Here is an 18,127-nt window from a genome sequence, read left to right on the forward strand (position 1 = left end):
GCCTACTTGGCGTCCGCATAGCACTCCACCACCGCCGTCGTGAACGGAAACCGCACCGGCGTCTCCCCGAAGGTCAGCCGTCCGGCCAGGGCCGCCGCCTCGCGGATCGCCGCGACGACCGCCTCCGTCTCCTCCTCGGGGCAGTGCACGATCACCTCGTCGTGCTGGAAGAAGACCAGCTCGGCCGCCATGTCCGCGCAGGATCTCCGCAGCGCGGCGAGCAGGAGCAGGGCCCAGTCGGCGGCGCTGCCCTGGACGACGAAGTTACGGGCGAAGCGGCCGCGGGCGCGGGCGTTGGTGGAGGCGTACCCGGGTACCCACTGTCCACCGTCAGGCTGCTCCTCGTCGGTGGCCGGGATGCCGGCCTCCTCGGTCGCGTCGTCCGTCCCCCGGGCCGCCGGCGGGCAGGTCCGGCCGAGCCACGTCCGCACGAGCCGGCCTTCCTCGCCGGCGCGGGCCGCATCGTCGACGTACGCCACCGCCTTGGGGAAGCGGCGTCGAAGCGCGGCGAGGTTCTTCAGCCCGTCGCCGGAGGTCTGGCCGTAGACCGCGCCGAGCACGGCGAGTTTGGCCTGGGCGCGGTCACCGGAGAACGCGCGGTCGGAGACGGACTGGTACAGGTCGGTCTCCCGGCTCGCCACCTCCATCAGGCCCGGATCGCGGGAGATCGCGGCGAGGACGCGCGGCTCCATCTGGTCGGCGTCGGCGACGACGAGCCGCCAGCCGGGGTCGGCGACCACGGCCCGCCGGATCACCTTGGGGATCTGGAGTCCGCCCCCGCCGTTGGTCACCCAGCGCCCGGTCACCGTGCCGCCCGCGAGGAACTCGGGCCGGAACCGCCCGTCACGCACCCAGTCCTGGAGCCAGGACCAGCCGTGGGCGACCCAGATGCGGTACAGCTTCTTGTACTCGATCAGGGGCTTCACGGCCGGGTGGTCGACGGACTCGAGCTCCCAGCGGCGGGTGGAGGAGACCTTGATGCCGGCCTGGGCGAAGGCCTTGACCACGTCGGCGGGCAGGTCGGGGCGGACCCGGCGGCCGAACGCGGCGGACACCTCGTCGGCCAGCTCGGCCAGGCGGCGTGGCTCGCCGGCGCCCGCGTACCGCTCGCCCAGCAGGTCGTGCAGCACCGCGCGATGGACCTCGGTGCGCCAGGGCAGCCCGGCGCGGTTCATCTCGGCGGCCACCAGCATGCCCGCGGACTCGGCGGCCGTCAGCAGGCGCATCCGGTCGGGGTGTTCGGCCCGCTCGTGCCGCCGCTGCTGCTCGGCGTAGACCGCGAGGAGGTCTGGCAGGGGCAGGTGGACGCCCCGCGGTTCGAACAGTGAGGACTGGGAGCCCGGTTCGGCGGAGCGCTGCGGCGGATCGGGCGGTACGGAGCCGCCGCGCAGCCGGGCCAGGGCAGCCGCGGCCGAGCGTGGTTCCCCGTACCGCCCCTCGTGGCCGAGGAGGAGCGTCTCGGCGGTCTCGATGTCGTAGCACCGCTCGACTCGCACCCCCGTGGCGAGCAGGCGCGGGTAGACCTCGGCGGTGGACCGCCACACCCACCGCGTGACGCCGGGACGGCTCCGCACGGCCTCGGCGGGATCCGCCTCCCGCCGCACCGGCCCGGCGGGCAGCCCGTCCGGACCGAGGGGGGCGACGTCCACGCCACCGTCCTCGGCCGGAGCGAGCGCCCACCGGTCGGCCATGCTGCGAGTGTGCCAGGGGGGTCTGACAACGCCCCCCGTTCGCCGTCCCGGTCCCCGCTTCGGCCCCGGTCCCGGTCCCCGCTTCGGCCCCGGTCCCGCTCGCCGCTTCGGCCCCGGTCCCGGTCGCCGCCCCGCCCCCGACCCCGGGCCCTGGCCCCGATCCCGGTACCGGCCCTGGCCCCGATCCCGGTACCGGCCCCGGCCCGATCCCGGTACCGGCCCGGGCCCGTCCCCGGCCCTGGCCCCGGACCTGGTCCGGGTCACCGTCCCCGGTCCCCGGTCCCCGTCTCGGTCCAGGTCGCTGTCCCCGGCCCCGGACCTGGTCCGGGTCACCGTCCCGGCCCCGGTCGCCGTCCCCCGGCCCTGGCCCAGGTCCCGGCCCTGGCCCAGATCCCGGCCCTGGCCCAGATCCCGGTCACCGCCCCGATCCCGACCCCGGCCCCGGTCACCGCCCCGGCGGCCTCAGACCTCGTCCAGCGTGTCCTTCTGCGCCTGCACGATCTTCTCCAGCACCTCCGCCACGTACCGCTCGGTCCGCTCCTTGCCGATGCCCAGGCCGCTGAGGACGCCCTGGCCGTTCTCGTGCTCCAGCAGGGCGAGCAGGATGTGCTCGGTGCCGATGTAGTTGTGGCCGAGGCGCAGGGCCTCGCGGAAGGTGAGTTCCAGGACCTTCTTGGCGGCCTGGCCGTACGGCACCAGCTCCGGGGCCTCCTCGACGGCCGGCGGCAGTGCGGCGGTCGCCGCCTCGCGGACCGTGTCCAGGGAGACGCCCTGCTCGACGAGCGCCTTCGCGGCGAGACCGTCGGGCTCGGCCAGCAGACCGATGACGAGGTGCTCGGGCACGCCCTCGGCGTTGCGCGCGGACTTGGCCGCGTTGTGCGCGGCCATCACCGTGTTGCGGGCGCGGGGCGTGTAGCGGTTGAAGCCCTGGCTCGGGTCGAGGTCCGCCGACTCCTTCGGCACGAAGCGCTTCTGCGCGGCCTGCCGGGTGACCCCCATGCTCTTGCCGATGTCCGTCCAGGAGGCGCCCGAACGCCGGGCCTGGTCCACGAAGTGGCCGATCAGGTGGTCGGCCACCTCGCCGAGGTGATCGGCGGCGAGCACCGCGTCCTGGAGCTGTTCGAGGGGTCCCTGGTGAACCTTCTTGATCGCCGCGATGAGGTCGTCGAGGCGCACGGATGACGTGATGTTGGGGTTCGTCGTCATGGTGTCAACCGTAGGTTGCGCCCTCAAGGGTGTCAACCGTGAGTTGACACCTGCGACACCCTGCGGTGCCCGGCTTGGGAGCGACGAGGAACACCGTGCGCGTGCCGGGCCGCCCCTGCCGGCGTGGCACCATCGGCCCGTGAGTACGCCCACCACCGTCGACCGCGCGTTCGAGGCCGCCCTGTACGACAACAGCGAGACGGCCCTCGACACCGGCGCGTCCCTGCTCGCCTCCGACCCGGCCGCGGACGCCGAACTCGCCCGGCGCGGTGAGGAGTTCGTGGCGGCGGCCTGGCGGCGCGGCTGGCAGCCGGCCGATGTCGTACGGACCGTCCGGCGCGAGGTGGGCGACGTGCACGTACGCCTGGTGGCGGCGCTGATCCGCGCGCAGGCGCCGCACGACCGTCCGCGCGGCCGCCGCTGGAGCGCGCAGCTCGCGGAGCTCCCCGCCGACGCCCCGCCCCGCAGCGACCGCTTCTCGTACGCCACCGCCGTGCTGGAGCTGTACCGCCTGCTGCTGCGCCTGCCGGCCATCGAGGCCCTCGACGAGTCGCCCGGGGAGCCGAAGGCCGAGTCCCGGATGCTCGGCCGCATCCGCGCCCTGCTCGCCAAGGCGGAGGCCACCGGGTTCCCGGAGGAGGCGGAGGCGCTCAGTGCCAAGGCGCAGGAGCTGATGGCCCGGCACAGTGTCGACGAGGCGCTGCTCGCGGCCCGGGCGCCCTCGCCCGAGACGCCCGGGGCCTGCCGGATCGGTGTCGAACCGCCGTACGAGCAGGCCAAGGCGGTGCTGCTGGACGCCGTCGCCGCCGCCAACCACTGCCGGGCGGTGTGGAACGAGCCCTTCGGCTTCTCCACCGTCGTCGGCTTCGAAACCGACCTGGAAGCGGTCGAACTCCTCTACACCTCACTCCTCGTGCAGGCCACGACCGCGATGACGAAGGCGGAGGCCGCCCAGCGCGCGGCCGGCCGCAAGCGCACCAAGACGTTCCGGCAGTCCTTCCTCGCGGCCTACGCCCACCGCATCGGCACCCGTCTGGAGGCAGCCGCCGAGACCCAGGTGACGCAGGACCTGCTCCCGGTCCTCGCCTCCCGCGACGTGGCGGTCACCGGCCGGCTGGACTCGATGTTCCCGGAGACGACCACGACCCGCCTGCGCGGTGTGCGCGACGCGGCGGGCTGGACGGAGGGCGCGCAGGCGGCGGACCGCGCCCAGGTCGGACACCGCCCGCCGTTGCGCTGACCTGCCGTCAGTCGCCCGAGGACTCGAAGCCGCTCACCGAGGCCTGCGCCGCGCCGCCGCTGCCGCTGTCGTCCCTCCGGGCGACCTCACCGTACGACCACGTCAGGTCGTGCGCGTCCTCGGTGGCGCCCGGCAGGGCGAAGGACGCCTTCCGCACGGCGAGGCTCTTCGCGGAGCCGGCCTCGCCCCGGACGTAGGTGATCGTGAAGGACGTGGTGCCGCCCTTCCCCAGCGTGAGCGGCTGGGCCTTCGCGCCCTCCTCCGGGGACACGGACGTCGTGCTGTCCTCGGCCGCGAGGTCCACGGCGGGGAAGCCCTTCAGGGCGCACGGGGCGCCGTTGTTGGTGAGGGTGACGGTGACGTTGCCGGTGTCCCCGGCCGCCGGGGCGGCACCGGCCCCGACCTCCACGCCCAAGTCGCCGATCGAGCAGGCCGAACCGCCCGGCCGGTCCGCGTTCTTGGCGTCGTCGGTGCTGGTCTTGGCGTCGTCGCAGGCGGTCAGCAGGAGCGTGGCCGCGAGGGCGGCGGCCAGGGCGAGGGGAGGAAGGGTGCGCATGGGGTCCTCTGGTGCGTGATGGCGATGAGCTGTCCGGACGCATGGATCATCTCGGACGCGGGGACCGTCACGCACCCGGGCAGGCCACCCGCCGGAACAGCCTCTGGCCCGCCGTGAAACCCCGCCCCGTTAACCCCCACGCTCCTACCCGAGGCCCCCCGTCGGCAGCCCGGTCGGCAGTTTCCCGCCCTCGGCCTTGGTGTACGTCTCCGCGCCGAGGCGGCCCTCCCAGGTGACCTTGAGGCTCTTGCCGTTCACGGAGTCGACCGTGCCGATCGCCCGGTCCTTGCTGCCGTCCGTGCACTTCAGGCGGATCATCCGCGTCCCGGACTCCTCGCCCGCGGTGCCGGTGCACACGCTGCCGCCGGTGGCGAAGACCGCGGCCTGCTTACCGGTGATCACCAGGGCCACGGCCTTGCCGCCGGTCGTCGCGAGCCAGCTGCCCTCGAGCCCCCCGGCGTCCGACCCGTCGGAACCGGAACCGGAGCCGGCGTCGGAACTGGAGCCGGAGCCGGAGTCACCGCCCGTCCCGGCGGACGCCGCGGCGGACGGGGCCGGGCTGGACGCCGAGCCGTCCCCGGAGTCGCCGTCACCGCTGCACGCGGACAGCACGAGCACGCCCGCCAGGCCCGCGGCCGCCGCCGCGACCCGCGCGCGCCGACGCGCTCCCGGGCGACGCGAGAAGATCACCGAAGTCACTGCAAGCTCCCAAGCTGTAGCCGGCCGACGGCCCCGGTCGGAGCCCGTCGGCCCATGCCGGAACGACCGCAGCAAGCTACCAGGGCCGGTCAAGAGGCCCCGGGGCGAACCCCCAGGGGCCTCTTACCGGCCCGCCGGTGCCGGGAAACCCCGGCTCACCAGGACGACTTGCGCACCCCCGGCAGGTACCCCGCATGCGCCTGCTCCCGCAGACTCACCCGGGACAGCCCGAACGTCCGGAAGTAACCGCGCGGCCGCCCGTCCACCTGGTCCCGGTTGCGCACCCGCGTGGCGCTGGCGTCGCGCGGCTGCCTGCGCAGTTCCGCCTGCGCGGCGAGCCGTTCGGCGTCCGTGGACGAGGGCCGCCGGATGATCTCCTTCAGCTCGGCCCGCCGGGCGGCGTACCGCGCGACGACCTCCTGCCGCTTGTCGTTCTTCGCGATCTTGCTCTTCTTCGCCATCAGACCTTCACTCCCCGGGCGCGGATCCGGGCGACGGCCGCCTCGACTCCGATGGTGTCGATGGTCTTGATCGCCCTGGCGCTCAGCCGCAGGCGTACGTACCGGCCCTCGCTCGGCAGCCAGTAGCGCTTGGTCTGGATGTTGGGGTCGAACCGGCGTGACGTGCGCCGGTGGGAGTGCGAGATGCGGTTGCCGAAGCCGGGCTGGGTGCCGGTCAGCATGCAGTGGGCGGACATGTGGTGACGTACCTCTCTGGCTCAGGAGATGTAAATGGAATTCATTTTCAGTAGCATAGCGGCATGGCACGCAACGAACTCCGACCGGTCATCAAGCTCCGGTCCACGGCCGGGACCGGCTACACCTACGTGACCCGCAAGAACCGTCGCAACGACCCGGACCGACTGACCCTGCGCAAGTTCGATCCGGTCGTCGGCCGCCACGTCGACTTCCGAGAGGAGCGCTGACCATGCGCAAGGGCATCCACCCGGACTACGGTCCCGTCGTCTTCCGTGACCGTGCCGCGAACTACGCCTTCCTCACCCGCTCGACCATGACGAGCGAGAAGACGATCGAGTGGGAGGACGGCAACACCTACCCGGTCGTCGACGTCGAGATCTCCGACGTCAGCCACCCCTTCTACACCGGCACGGCCCGCGTCCTGGACACCGCGGGGCGCGTGGAGCGCTTCGAGCGCCGGTACGGAAAGAAGGGCTGACGCCGTGCCCGAGCTCTCCGTCGTCATCGTCGGCGGGCTGCACGCCGACGCCCGCAAGGCGGCCGTGGCCCGGCTGCTCGCCGACGTGCCCGGCAGCGTCGCACTCCACCACGACCTGGCGACGGCCGCGGCCGGCACGGTCGTACGGACCGTCCGGGACGCCACGGGCGTCCTGGACGCGGGAGAGGCGCCGCTCGTCAACGACTGTGCCTGCTGCGCCCTGCGCGAGGACCTGGTCCCGGAGCTGGAGCGGCTCGCGGACGCCGGGCAGGCGCCCCTGGCCGTCGTCGAGCTGTGGGACTCCGTCGAGCCCAAGGCCATGGCCGAGGTCGTCACGGCCGGCGGGCTGACCGTCACCGGCGTGATCACCGCCGTCGACCCGGCCCTGGTCCTGCCGTACCTCGGCAACGGCGACGACCTGGCCGACGGCGGCCTCGCCGCAGCCGCCACCGACCAGCGCACGGTCGCCGACACCTTCGCCCGCCAGCTGGAGTACGCCCCCGTCCTCGCGATCGCCGAGTCCCCGGAGGCCGACGACGAGGACCGCGAGCTGCTCGCGCAGCTGCACCCGACGGCCCGCCAGGTCCCGATCGGCCACGGTGACCTGGCGGGCGCACCCTCGCTCGGCGCCTTCGCGCAGGACGCGGCCGACGGCCTGACCGTGCCGGCCCCGCGCCGGCGCCCGCTGTCGCCGCTGGCCGCGGCCGCCCTGGCCGGCTTCGACGTGGAGTCGGCGGCGGCCGCCCAGCACCCGGCCTGCGCCCTGCTCCCCGCCGAGGCCGACGCGCACGGCGTCTCCACCCTGGTCTGGCAGCAGCGCCGCCCCTTCCACCCGGAGCGGCTCTACGCCGCCCTGGAGGACCTGACCTGCGCGGCCGCCCGCAGCCGGGGCCGGTTCTGGCTCGCCGACAAGCCCGACACGCTGTTCCACTGGGACGCGGCGGGCGGGGCCCTGTGCGTGGAGAGCGTGGGGCCGTGGCTCGCCTCCCTGCCGGACGCGGCCTGGGAGATGGTCCCGCCGGTGCGCCGCGCCGCCGCCGCGCTGGACTGGCACCCCGAGCACGGTGACCGCGGCCAGCACCTGGTCTTCACCTCGCCCGGCCTCGACCGGGACGGTCTGGAGCGGCTGCTGGAGTCCTGCTTGCTGACCGACGCCGAGTACGCGGCCGGGCGCGACGCCTGGCAGCGGCTGCCACACGCCTTCGACACCCTCCTGGAGGTCTGACCCGAGATGCCCCGCAAGATCGACCGCAAGCCCGTCAAGAACCGTCCCAACCCCTTGGACCAGGCCGGGATCGAGTACATCGACTACAAGGACACCGACCTGCTGCGGAAGTTCATCTCCGACCGCGGCAAGATCCGCAGCCGCCGGGTCACCCGCGTGTCGGCCCAGCAGCAGCGGCAGCTGGCCCGGGCGATCAAGAACGCGCGCGAGATGGCGCTGCTGCCGTACGCCAGCCGGTGAGCCGTACGCCGGCTGTTGAGCCGTACTCCAACCGCTGCTGCCGTACACCGGCCGCTCCTGCCGCGCACCGGCCGCTGACGCCGTACGCCGGCCGCTGAGCGCCTCCGGCCGGGTGAGGTTCCCCACGCTTGACGGGTGGGGGACCTCATGCCTTGGTCGCGAGGCCACACGAGGCGCACGCCGGGCGGTCCGTCAGGGCCGGGTGGCCGACCGCCTGTCCGGCGATGGTCCGACTCCGGCACCGGCCCGCCGGAGGACGTCACAGTCCTCCGCGCGGCCCATTTCTCCCCGGCCCCCGCCCCCTGCGGCCGTCCTCCGCATGGAGCCCGTCCGGCCCTGCCCGAGGCCCCGGACCCCACGCCCCAGCTCCCGCTTCTTCGGCCTCGCCGCCGTCCCGGCGCCCGTCCCCGCCGCCGAGCGGATGCTCCGCCTCCACGACACCTGCGCCGGACCCGCCGACTTCGTCACGGGCATCCGGGAACGCGCGGCGGTGGAGGGCCGTCAAACAGGCAAGAGCTTTCGGTAAAGCGGTCGTCAAAGCTGTAACCGGACGCCCACCCCGCGTGCACGTGCATCTGCCCATGCATCTGCACATGAACAGGGCTATGATCCGGGTCAGTTGACCACCGCATCAATGGCCACACAAGCCAGTGCACCACCGGGGAGCGACCTGTGGACCACGACGTGTACAACGGTATGGCGGCCGCCGGGCTGCGCGGTGTGGCCTGGCAGAAGAGCCGGCACAGCAACTCGCAGGGCTCGTGCGTGGAGTTCGCCCGGCTGCCGGGCGGTGACGTGGCCGTCAGGAACTCGCGCTTCCCGGACGGTCCCGCGCTGGTCTACACCCGTGCGGAGATAGAGGCCATGCTGCTGGGCGTGAAGGACGGCGAGTTCGACCACCTGGTGGGGGGCTGACGCCCCGACAGGCCCCCGCTGTAAAACGGGGCAATCAGTACTTCTACGCGCCGCGACGCGCGTAGAACCGCGGCGCCAGGAAGCGCCGCGGTTTCTCATTCCGCGTTCGGCCCCGAACCGGGCCGCGGCAGCCGGAACAGCGCCCAGACCACCTTGCCGCTGAGCGCGCCCGCGAGCGGGTGCCAGCCCCAGCTGTCGCTGAAGGAGTCGACGAGGAACAGCCCCCGGCCCGACTCGGCCGAGAAGTCGTCGCTCTCCCGGGCGACGGGACTGTCGTGACTGGGGTCGCGCACCGCGCACACCAGCCGCTCGGTCCACCGCACCAGGTGCAGCCGTACGGGAGGTTCCTGACCGGTGGCGCAGCGAGTGCTCGCCGGCAGGCCGTGTCGCAGCGCGTTGGTGACGAGTTCCGAGACGACCAGGCAGACGTCGTCGAAACGGTCGCCCATGTCCCACTGGTCGAGTGTTCCGCGGGTGAATCGCCGCGCCTCGCGCACCGCTTCGTAGCGGGCGGGCAGAGCGCAGGAGGCGGCGTCGGACACGGCCGCGGGGTCCAGCGGCGGAAGGCCCTGCCGTAACGGCTCGAGCATGGTCGATCCATTCGTCCCCATGCGAGGCACTCCCGGGAATTCGCGGTCGGTGCGATGCGGCGGTGGTGCGGGACCATGGTTTCGGATGCGTACAGCAGATGCAAGGGCAGATGCACGTGCACGTGACCGGAATGAGTCGTCCCGTACCGCTTGTTGGTTAATTTTTCCGTCATCTTCGCGGCCCTGTACGCCCGTTCCCTTGCCTCTTTCTTGATGAACGCGCGCGTGCGTCCCCTGGCTCGATTCCGTTTCCGTAACCGGACGAGTACTGCTCGGAGTGTTTTAGTGGCAGACTTCGGCCCCTGAAGACGTTGGGGAGGCTGGCGAACGTGAGCGCGGGAGAGCCGGGATCGGTGGTGCGGCGCATGCTGCTCGGATCACAACTCAGGCGACTGCGTGAGGCGCGGGGCATCACGCGCGAGGCGGCGGGCTACTCGATCCGCGCCTCCGAGTCGAAGATCAGCCGGATGGAGTTGGGCCGGGTGAGCTTCAAGACCAGAGACGTCGAGGACCTGCTGACGCTGTACGGCATCACGGACGAGCAGGAGCGCGCCTCCTTGCTGTCCCTGGCGAAGGAGGCCAACGTAGCGGGCTGGTGGCACAGTTACTCCGACGTGCTGCCCAGTTGGTTCCCCACCTACGTCGGCCTGGAGGGCGCCGCCTCGCTGATCCGGGCGTACGAGGTGCAGTTCGTGCACGGCCTGCTCCAGACCGAGGCGTATGCCCACGCGGTGGTCCGGCGGGGCATGCAGGGTGCGAGCGAGGCCGACGTGGAGCGGCGTGTGGCGCTGCGTCTGGAGCGGCAGAAGTACCTCGTCGACGAGAACGCGCCCGACTTCCACATCATCCTGGACGAGGCCGCCCTGCGTCGCCCGTACGGCGACCGCGAGGTGATGCGCGGCCAGCTCCAGCACCTCATCGAGATCTCCGAGCGGCCCAACGTGCGGCTTCAGGTCGTGCCGTTCAGCCTCGGCGGCCACTCCGGCGAAAGTGGCGCGTTCACGATCCTCAGCTTCCCGGAGTCCGACCTCTCGGACGTCGTCTACCTGGAGCAGCTCACCAGCGCGCTGTACCTGGACAAGCCCGAGGACGTCACCCAGTACGAGAAGGCGCTCAAGGAACTCCAGAGCGACAGCCCGGGCCCTTCGGAGAGCCGGGATCTTCTCCGGGGCCTCCTCCAACTCTCCTGAAACAGAAGTACGATGACGTGTGATCAGATCGTGAAGGCGCGATCGAGGGTCTGCTAGGGATCGAGGGATCACATGTCGTCGTCCTACTTCACCGACCTTGCACAGCAGTACATCGACGGTGAGTGGCGCCCGGGTACCGGTTCCTGGGACATCATCGACTTCAACCCGTACGACGACGAGAAGCTGGCGTCGATCACGATAGCCACGGTCGACGAGGTCGACCAGGCGTACCAGGCAGCGGCCCGTGCCCAGAAGCAGTGGGCCGCGACCAACCCCTACGCCCGCCGTGCCGTCTTCGAGAAGGCCCTGAGGCTCATCGAGGAGCGCGAGGCCGAGATATCCGAGGCGATCATCGCCGAGCTCGGCGGGACGCGCTTGAAGGCCGCCTTCGAACTGCACCTCGCCAAGGAGTTCCTGCGCGAGGCGGTCCAGCTGGCGCTGCGCCCCGAGGGCCGGATCCTCCCCTCGCCGGTGGACGGCAAGGAGAACCGCGTCTACCGCGTCCCGGTCGGTGTCGTGGGCGTCATCAGCCCCTTCAACTTCCCGTTCCTGCTCTCGATCAAGTCGGTCGCCCCGGCGCTCGCGCTCGGCAACGCCGTGGTGCTCAAGCCGCACCAGAACACGCCGATCGTCGGCGGCTCACTGGTCGCGAAGATCTTCGAGGACGCGGGGCTGCCCGGCGGTCTGCTGAACGTCGTCATCACCGACATCGCGGAGATCGGCGACGCCTTCCTCGAGCACCCGGTGCCCAAGGTCATCTCCTTCACCGGCTCCGACCAGGTCGGCCGGCACGTGGCGACCGTCTGCGCCCGGCTGTTCAAGCGCTCGGTCCTCGAACTGGGCGGCAACAGCGCGCTGGTGGTACTCGACGACGCCGACATCGACTACGCGGTCGACGCGGCCGTCTTCAGCCGGTACGTCCACCAGGGCCAGGTCTGCATGGCCGCCAACCGCGTCCTGGTGGACCGGTCCGTCGCCGAGGAGTTCACCGAGAAGTTCGTCGCCAAGGTGAAGACCCTCAAGGCGGGCGACCCGCGCGACCCTCGGACCGTCATCGGCCCGCTCATCAACTCCTCGCAGGCGGACGCCGTCTCCGGCGCGGTCGAGCAGGCCCTCGCCGAGGGCGCCACGGCCCTGGTGCGCGGCGGGCGCGCCGACAACCTCGTCGAGCCGTCCGTCCTGACCGGCCTCCCCGCCGAATCCGCCCTGCTGAGGCAGGAGGTCTTCGGCCCGGTCGTCTTCCTCGTCCCGTTCGACGGCGAGGAGGAGGCCGTACGCCTCGTCAACGACACCCCGTACGGCCTGAGCGGCGCCGTCCACACCGGGGACATCGAGCGGGGCGTGCACTTCGCCAAGCAGATCGACACGGGCATGTTCCACGTGAACGACGGCACCGTCCACGACGAGCCGATCGTGCCCTTCGGCGGCGAGAAGCACTCGGGCCTGGGCCGGCTCAACGGCGAGACGATGCTGGACTCCTTCACCACGCTGAAGTGGATCTCCGTGCAGCACGGCCGGAGCGGCTTCCCGTTCTAGATCCTTCCGGTGCGCCGGGCCCTTGCGGACAGAACCTGACCGCAAGGGGCCGTAGCTTCGTCGGTGTCGGGGGAGAGGCCCCCGGATCCGGCGAAAGGCGGCGGTCATGGTCACTCACGTTCCCGCTGAGGCACACGGCGACGAGCGCGGAGCGCTGCTCTCCTTCATCGAGGAGCAGCGTGGCGGCATCCGGCGGGCGGTGCTGGGGCTGACCGACGAGCAGGCCGTGACCACGCCCAGCGCCAGTGAGCTGTCGCTCGCCGGGCTGGTCAAGCACGTCGCCGAGGTCGAGCAGATGTGGGTCTCGCTGGCCAAGGGCGAGCCGCCGGCCGTCGAGCGGGACCAGAGCAACTGGCACGAGTGCTTCCGGCTGGTCGAGGGCGAGACCCTCGAGTCGCAGCTGGCGTACTGGGAGAAGGTCGCCGCCGAGACGGAGGCCTTCGTCCGCTCGGTGCCGAGCCTCGACGACACCTTCGCGCTGCCGCCCCAGCCCTGGTTCCCGCCCGACGGCCGGGTCTCCATGCGCTGGCTGTGCCTGCATCTGATCCGCGAGACGGCCCGGCACGCCGGCCACGCCGACATCATCCGCGAGTCGCTGGACGGCGCGACGGCCTTCGAGCTGGTGGCCGAGGAACAGCAGGTGGCGGTCGCGTCCTAATCTGGACCGCATGTCAGCGATCCGTCTCCTCGTGCTCGGCGCGGTCCGCATGCACGGGCGGGCCCACGGCTACCAGGTCCGCAACGACCTGGAGTACTGGGGCGCACACGAGTGGTCCAGCGCCAAGCCCGGCTCGATCTACCACGCCCTGAAGCAGATGGCGAAGCAAGGGCTGCTGCACGCGCACGAGGTCGCCCCGTCCACGGCCGGCGGCCCGCCGCGCACGGAGTACGAGATCACCGGGCAGGGGACCGATGAGTACTTCCGGCTGCTGCGCGAGGCGCTGGTCACGTACGACCAGCGGGGGGACGTGAAGACGGCCGCCGTCGGCTTCGTCGTCGACCTGCCGCGGGCGGAGGCGGTCGCGCTGCTGAAGGAACGCACCCTGCGGATCGAGCAGTGGCGGGCCTCCGTCCTGGAGCACTACGTCCCCGAGGAGGGGCCCGGGCAGCTGGGCCACATCGGCGAGATCATGAACATGTGGGTCCACACGGCCGACTCCGAGGCCGAGTGGACCCGCGGTCTCATCGAGCGCGTCGAGGGCGGCGCCTACACCTTCGCCGACGAGGGCGACCCGTTCGTCGGCGTGCTGGCCGAGGACGAGGAGAACCCGTACGCGACGGGGGAGCGGCACCCCGGGGACGATCACTAATCAAATTTGACGAATGGATGGCCCCGGGTTACCTTCGAGCCTGTAGTCAAGTTTGACTAGCGAGGGAGTGTCTGTGGCCGACACGGCGATCACCGTCGAAGGCGCGGAGAAGAGATACGGCGACAAGAGAGCGCTGGACGGGCTCGACCTGCGGGTCGCGCGCGGCACGGTGCACGGGGTGCTCGGCCCGAACGGCGCGGGCAAGACCACCCTGGTGAGGGTCCTGTCCACGCTGCTGCGACCCGACGCGGGCCGGATCGAGGTGGCCGGGCACGACGTGGTGCGCGAGGCGTACGCCGTGCGGCTGCGCATCGGCCTGCTCGGCCAGCACGCCGCGCTCGACGAGGAGCTCGGCGGCCGGCAGAACCTGGAGCTGTTCGGCCGGCTGCACCACCTGGGTGCGAGGCGGGCACGCGCGCGTGCCGACGAGCTCCTGCAGCGCTTCGACCTGGCCGACACCGGCCGCAAGGCGGTCCGGCAGTACAGCGGCGGCATGCGGCGCCGCCTGGACCTCGCGGCCAGCCTGATCACCGAACCGGAGGTGCTGTTCCTGGACGAGCCGACCACCGGCCTCGACCCGCGCGGCCGCGCCGAGGTGTGGGACTCCGTCCGCTCCCTGGTCGGCGGCGGCACGACGGTCCTGCTGACCACGCAGTATCTGGAGGAGGCCGACCAGCTCGCCGACCGCATCTCGGTCGTCGACGCCGGACGGGTCATCGCCGAGGGCACGGCGGACGAGCTGAAGGCGGAGACCGGCGGCGACCGCATCGACGTGGTCCTGCGGGAGGCGGGCCAACTGGGCGCGGCTGTCGCTTTGCTGCCGCTCACCGGAGTCACCGTCGACACCGACCGCCGCCTGCTGAGCGCCCCGGTGACCGACCGCATGGAGGCGCTCGCCGGGGTCGTACGGGCCCTGCGGGAAGCGGGAATCGAGGCGGAGGACGTCGCCCTGCGCCGGCCGACGCTGGACGAGGTGTTCCTGCACCTCACGGGAGACGACCGCCGAGTGAAGGAGGCCGCGTGACCGCCTACGCCCTGACGGACTCCTGGACCATGACCCGCCGGGAACTCGCCCGCTGGGCGCGGCAGCCGGTCCAGCTGGTCGTCAACCTCGTCTTCCCGGTGATGCTGCTGCTCATGTTCGGCTATCTGATCGGCGGCGGCCGGGGCGTGAGCGGCGAGTACCGCGACTACCTGATCCCCGGCATGCTCGCGCTCACCATGGCCTTCGGCCTGGAGGGCACGATGATCGCCGTCACCCGGGACCTCGACAAGGGCGTCATCGACCGCTTCCGCTCGATGCCCATGGCCAACGGAGCGGTACTGGTGGGCCGTTCGGCCGCCGACATGCTCCAGTCGGCGCTGGCCCTGGTGGTGCTCATCGGCGTGGGCGCCGCGCTCGGCTGGCGGGTCCAGGGTGGTCCGGCGGCCTTCCTGGGAGCCGTGGGCCTGCTGCTCCTGTTCCGGTTCGCCATGCTGTGGATCGGCATCCACCTGGCGCTGGTGGCCGGGAAGCCGGAGATGGTCCAGGCCGTGCAGATCCTGGTCTGGCCGGTCGGCTTCCTGTCCAACGCCCTGGCCCTCCCCGACACCATGCCCGGCTGGCTCGGCACGGTCGTCGAGTGGAACCCCATGTCCCACACGGCCACAGCCGTACGGGACCTGTTCGGCACCCCCGGCGCGGAATCCGGGCACGTGTGGGCGGCGGTCGTCTGGCCCCTGGCCCTGCTGGCGGTGTTCTTCCCGCTGGCGGTACGGAGGTTCGGGCGGCTGAGCCGCTAGTGATGGAAGCCGGTGGCCGCGCCCTTGTCCTGCGTGAAGGGGCGCGGCTGCCGGCGCAGCTCCGGCAGCAGCCGTTCCAGGTCCTGGGCGAGCAGCTCGGCGAGGTCGGCCGAGAAGCCGTTGCGGCACACCACCCGCAGCACCGACAGGTCCTTGCGGTGCGGCGGGAAGGTGTACGCGGGCACCAGCCAGCCGCTCTCGCGCAGCCGCCGCGAGACGTCGAAGACGTCGTACGCCGTCACGTCCGGCGCGGTCGTGAAGGCGAACACCGGCAACTGGTCGCCCCGGGTCAGCAGCCGGAAGTCACCGAGCGCCTCGATCCGCCCGGCGAGCCCCGTGGCCACGTCCCGCGCGGCCTGCTGCACGGCCCGGTAGCCGTCCCGGCCCAGCCGCAGGAACGTGTAGTACTGCGCCACGACCTGCGCGCCCGGCCGGGAGAAGTTCAGCGCGAACGTCGGCATGTCGCCGCCCAGGTAGTTCACCCGGAACACCAGCTCCTCCGGCAGCGCGTCCGCGTCCCGCCACAGCGCCCAGCCGACGCCCGGGTACACGAGCCCGTACTTGTGCCCCGAGGTGTTGATCGACGCCACCCTCGGCAGCCGGAAGTCCCACAGCAGGTCCTCGTCGAGGAACGGCGCGACCATGGCACCGGACGCCCCGTCGACATGCACGGGGATGTCGAGCCCGGTCCGCTCCTGCACCGCGTCCAGTGCCGCGCACAGCTCGGCGACCGGCTCGTAGGACCCGTCGAAGGTCGAGCCCAGGATCCCGACGACCCCGATGGTGTTCTCGTCGCACAGCTCGGCGGCGGCCTGCGGGTCCAGGTGGAACCGCTCGCCCTCCATGGGCACCAGCCGGGCCTCCACCTCCCAGAAGTTGCAGAACTTCTCCCAGCAGACCTGCACGTTGATGCCCATCACCAGATTGGGCCGGGCCCCCGGGTACCGGTCGGTGTTGCGCCGCGCCCACCGCCGCTTGAGCGCCATCCCGGCGAGCATGCACGCCTCGCTCGACCCGGTCGTCGAACAGCCCACGGCCGCCCCCGGGTCGGGCGCGTGCCACAGGTCGGCGAGCATCGCCACGCACCGCCGCTCCAGCTCGGCCGTGCGCGGGTACTCGTCCTTGTCGATCATGTTCTTGTCCCGGCACTCCGCCATCAGCACCCCGGCCTCCGGCTCCATCCAGGTGGTGACGAAGGTGGCGAGGTTCAGCCGCGCGTTGCCGTCCAGCATCAGCTCGTCGCGCACCAGCTGGTGGGCGGTCGCCGGTGCCATGGGCCGCTCAGGGAGCCGGTGCGTGGGCGGGGCCTCGGCCATGTCGCCGACCGGGTTGGCGGGGCCGTAGAAGGGGTTGACGGCCAGGCGGCGTTCGCCGGGCTGACGGGGGCCTTCGTTGAGCGGCAAGTGAGCCTCCAGGGGGTTCGAGAGGGGTGTCAGCGGACGGGTGTGCCGTCCGGGTGCAGTTGCATCTGCGGGCGGCCCGTGACCAGCAGCCAGGCCGGCAGCGAGGCGACGCAGAGCAGGGCGAGGATCCCCGGCGAGGCGACCAGCACCGCGGCGACGAAGAGGCTGATCCAGCCCTGCCGGGTGATGGCCAGCAGCATGCCGAGCACACCGGCGGACACACCCACCGACGGATGCACCTCGGACACCAGGGCGTGCGCGCACAGACCGAGGGCGGTGCCGGCGAACACGGCCGGGAAGATGCGCCCGCCGCGGAACCCGCAGGACGCGGCGACGAGCAGCGCGGCCAGCTTCACCACCGTCATGACGGCGAACTCCCCGGCCGACCAGCCGTCCGGGGCGCGTGCCAGCTCGGCGATCTCGTCGAGCCCCTTGAACAGCGTCAGATGGCCGCCCAGGGCCGCGAGACAGCCCAGCACGGCCCCGCCCGCCGGGAGCATCAGCATCGGATGCCGCAGCCGGCGGAACGCCGCGTGGACGTACGGGAAGGCGCGCACGGCGCACATGCCGAGCAGCGCGCCCGCCGCGGCGACCACGAGCGCCGCGAGCAGGTCCGCCCAGCCCGGCCGACCGAAGGACGGCAGGTCCAGGTCGAAGCTCGGGTGGTCGACGAGGGTCGCGGTCAGGGCACCGGCCGCGGCGGCGGTCAGCGGCGCGAACAGGTTGTCCCACAGCAGCCCGCGCGTCTCCTGCCGGGCCAGCACCTCGGAGATCACCAGGGCCGCGGCCACGGGCGTGCCGAACAGGGCGCCGATCGTCGCCGCCTCCGCCAGCGCCGGCCAGATCCGGCCCGGCGCGCGGGGCAGGACCCGGCCGCCCAGCCAGACCGCCAGGCCGACGTTCACGGCGATGATCGGGTTCTCGGGGCCCAGGCTCGGCCCGCCGGCCAGCATCAGCGCGGTCGCCAGCAGCAGCCCCGGCAGCACGACGGGCGGCAGGACCGGGGCGTCCAGCCCGACCGTGGCCGGATCGGGGCCCGCGTGCCCCGGCACCTTCCACACCACCAGCCCGACCGCGACACCCGTCGTGACGAGCATCACGAACATCCACGCCACCGAATACCGGCCGATCCCCAGCGCGTCCGGCACGGTCCGCCACAGCACGCCCTGCAGCTCCTCGGCGGCGACTTCCACCCCCACCAGCAGCAGGCTGGACACCACCCCCACGGCCACGGCGGGCAGGATCGACGGCAGCAGGGCGCGGGCGGGAGTCGCGGGGGTGACGGAGGGCGCCTGCCGCGCGGAGTCCTGGACCACGGGCACACGATAAACGGGCCAAAGGGGACAAACGGGAAACACGCTTGCACCT

22 protein-coding genes are annotated in these 18,127 nt (G+C 72.4%); 13 read left to right on the top strand and 9 right to left on the bottom strand.

Going from position 1 to position 18,127, the window contains the following annotated elements:
* Positions 1-2 precede the first annotated feature (2 nt).
* Positions 3-1,691, bottom strand: a complete 1,689-nt coding sequence (locus tag ACIBNA_RS24335) for a bifunctional 3'-5' exonuclease/DNA polymerase (RefSeq protein ID WP_399167245.1) — start codon at positions 1,689-1,691, stop codon at positions 3-5.
* A 462-nt stretch (positions 1,692-2,153) separates the two neighbouring features.
* A complete protein-coding gene (locus ACIBNA_RS24340) occupies positions 2,154-2,897 on the bottom strand; it encodes a Clp protease N-terminal domain-containing protein (RefSeq protein ID WP_399167246.1) in 744 nt (247 codons plus the stop codon).
* A 139-nt stretch (positions 2,898-3,036) separates the two neighbouring features.
* Between ACIBNA_RS24340 and ACIBNA_RS24345 the strand changes: the two genes are divergently transcribed.
* Positions 3,037-4,137 carry a DUF2786 domain-containing protein gene (locus ACIBNA_RS24345; protein ID WP_399167247.1) on the top strand — a complete coding sequence of 367 codons (1,101 nt, stop codon included), beginning with the start codon at positions 3,037-3,039 and terminating at the stop codon, positions 4,135-4,137.
* A 7-nt stretch (positions 4,138-4,144) separates the two neighbouring features.
* On the opposite strand, the gene ACIBNA_RS24350 is transcribed toward ACIBNA_RS24345, so the two are convergent.
* The 4 genes from ACIBNA_RS24350 to rpmB all read right to left on the bottom strand — a co-directional run bounded on the left by ACIBNA_RS24350 (position 4,145) and on the right by rpmB (position 6,089).
* Positions 4,145-4,693 (bottom strand): DUF4232 domain-containing protein, encoded by a 549-nt coding sequence (locus tag ACIBNA_RS24350; protein WP_399167248.1) that lies wholly within the window; start codon positions 4,691-4,693, stop codon positions 4,145-4,147.
* Between the two features lie 144 nt (positions 4,694-4,837).
* Complete coding sequence (locus ACIBNA_RS24355) at positions 4,838-5,392, bottom strand: hypothetical protein (protein ID WP_399167249.1); 555 nt, start codon at positions 5,390-5,392, stop codon at positions 4,838-4,840.
* A gap of 155 nt (positions 5,393-5,547) precedes the next feature.
* Positions 5,548-5,853 (bottom strand): 30S ribosomal protein S14, encoded by a 306-nt coding sequence (gene rpsN / locus ACIBNA_RS24360; protein WP_279545171.1) that lies wholly within the window; start codon positions 5,851-5,853, stop codon positions 5,548-5,550.
* Positions 5,853-6,089, bottom strand: coding sequence for a 50S ribosomal protein L28 (gene rpmB / locus ACIBNA_RS24365; protein ID WP_059419095.1), 237 nt, complete (start codon positions 6,087-6,089; stop codon positions 5,853-5,855). Before rpmB ends, rpsN begins: the two co-directional genes overlap by 1 nt.
* Positions 6,090-6,152: 63 nt before the next feature.
* Here rpmB and rpmG point away from each other — a divergent pair, with 63 nt between their 5' ends.
* The 6 genes from rpmG to ACIBNA_RS24395 all read left to right on the top strand — a co-directional run bounded on the left by rpmG (position 6,153) and on the right by ACIBNA_RS24395 (position 8,948).
* On the top strand, positions 6,153-6,317 hold the full coding sequence (gene rpmG / locus ACIBNA_RS24370) for a 50S ribosomal protein L33 (protein ID WP_010044249.1): 165 nt from the start codon (positions 6,153-6,155) through the stop codon (positions 6,315-6,317).
* A gap of 2 nt (positions 6,318-6,319) precedes the next feature.
* On the top strand, positions 6,320-6,568 hold the full coding sequence (locus ACIBNA_RS24375; RefSeq protein ID WP_059419097.1) for a type B 50S ribosomal protein L31: 249 nt from the start codon (positions 6,320-6,322) through the stop codon (positions 6,566-6,568).
* 4 nt (positions 6,569-6,572) lie between these two features.
* The gene (locus ACIBNA_RS24380; RefSeq protein WP_399167250.1) at positions 6,573-7,793 is read left to right on the top strand and encodes a CobW family GTP-binding protein; all 1,221 of its coding nucleotides are present in this window, start codon (positions 6,573-6,575) and stop codon (positions 7,791-7,793) included.
* Positions 7,794-7,799: 6 nt separating this feature from the next.
* Positions 7,800-8,033: a 30S ribosomal protein S18 gene (rpsR, locus tag ACIBNA_RS24385; RefSeq protein WP_020271512.1), complete on the top strand. Its 234-nt coding sequence runs from the start codon at positions 7,800-7,802 to the stop codon at positions 8,031-8,033.
* Positions 8,034-8,352: 319 nt separating this feature from the next.
* A complete protein-coding gene (locus ACIBNA_RS24390) occupies positions 8,353-8,559 on the top strand; it encodes a hypothetical protein (RefSeq protein ID WP_399167251.1) in 207 nt (68 codons plus the stop codon).
* A gap of 170 nt (positions 8,560-8,729) precedes the next feature.
* Positions 8,730-8,948, top strand: a complete 219-nt coding sequence (locus ACIBNA_RS24395) for a DUF397 domain-containing protein (RefSeq protein WP_050810297.1) — start codon at positions 8,730-8,732, stop codon at positions 8,946-8,948.
* A gap of 95 nt (positions 8,949-9,043) precedes the next feature.
* On the opposite strand, the gene ACIBNA_RS24400 is transcribed toward ACIBNA_RS24395, so the two are convergent.
* Complete coding sequence (locus ACIBNA_RS24400) at positions 9,044-9,559, bottom strand: ATP-binding protein (protein ID WP_399167252.1); 516 nt, start codon at positions 9,557-9,559, stop codon at positions 9,044-9,046.
* Positions 9,560-9,903: 344 nt separating this feature from the next.
* On the opposite strand from ACIBNA_RS24400, the gene ACIBNA_RS24405 reads away from it, so the two are divergent.
* The 6 genes from ACIBNA_RS24405 to ACIBNA_RS24430 all read left to right on the top strand — a co-directional run bounded on the left by ACIBNA_RS24405 (position 9,904) and on the right by ACIBNA_RS24430 (position 15,356).
* A complete protein-coding gene (locus ACIBNA_RS24405) occupies positions 9,904-10,728 on the top strand; it encodes a helix-turn-helix domain-containing protein (protein WP_399167315.1) in 825 nt (274 codons plus the stop codon).
* Between the two features lie 72 nt (positions 10,729-10,800).
* Positions 10,801-12,264, top strand: coding sequence for an aldehyde dehydrogenase family protein (locus tag ACIBNA_RS24410; protein WP_399167253.1), 1,464 nt, complete (start codon positions 10,801-10,803; stop codon positions 12,262-12,264).
* A gap of 106 nt (positions 12,265-12,370) precedes the next feature.
* Entirely contained in the window at positions 12,371-12,922 is a 552-nt protein-coding gene (locus ACIBNA_RS24415) for a DinB family protein (RefSeq protein ID WP_399167254.1), read from the top strand.
* Positions 12,923-12,932: 10 nt separating this feature from the next.
* Positions 12,933-13,574 carry a PadR family transcriptional regulator gene (locus ACIBNA_RS24420; protein ID WP_399167255.1) on the top strand — a complete coding sequence of 214 codons (642 nt, stop codon included), beginning with the start codon at positions 12,933-12,935 and terminating at the stop codon, positions 13,572-13,574.
* Between the two features lie 73 nt (positions 13,575-13,647).
* Positions 13,648-14,598: an ATP-binding cassette domain-containing protein gene (locus ACIBNA_RS24425; RefSeq protein WP_399167256.1), complete on the top strand. Its 951-nt coding sequence runs from the start codon at positions 13,648-13,650 to the stop codon at positions 14,596-14,598.
* Positions 14,595-15,356 carry an ABC transporter permease gene (locus tag ACIBNA_RS24430; RefSeq protein ID WP_399167257.1) on the top strand — a complete coding sequence of 254 codons (762 nt, stop codon included), beginning with the start codon at positions 14,595-14,597 and terminating at the stop codon, positions 15,354-15,356. The genes ACIBNA_RS24425 and ACIBNA_RS24430 overlap by 4 nt, the downstream gene beginning before the upstream one ends.
* Here the strand turns inward: ACIBNA_RS24430 and ACIBNA_RS24435 are convergent.
* Together ACIBNA_RS24435 and ACIBNA_RS24440 are read right to left on the bottom strand one after the other, a co-directional pair.
* Positions 15,353-16,759, bottom strand: coding sequence for a glutamate decarboxylase (locus tag ACIBNA_RS24435; RefSeq protein ID WP_399167258.1), 1,407 nt, complete (start codon positions 16,757-16,759; stop codon positions 15,353-15,355). The genes ACIBNA_RS24430 and ACIBNA_RS24435 overlap by 4 nt on opposite strands.
* Before the next feature lie 29 nt (positions 16,760-16,788).
* Positions 16,789-18,075 (bottom strand): ion channel protein, encoded by a 1,287-nt coding sequence (locus ACIBNA_RS24440; RefSeq protein WP_399167259.1) that lies wholly within the window; start codon positions 18,073-18,075, stop codon positions 16,789-16,791.
* Between the last annotated feature and the right edge of the window lie 52 nt (positions 18,076-18,127).

The sequence above is a fragment of the Streptomyces sp. NPDC050164 genome, assembly GCF_044459945.1.
Taxonomy (GTDB): Bacteria; Actinomycetota; Actinomycetes; order Streptomycetales; family Streptomycetaceae; genus Streptomyces; species Streptomyces coeruleorubidus_A.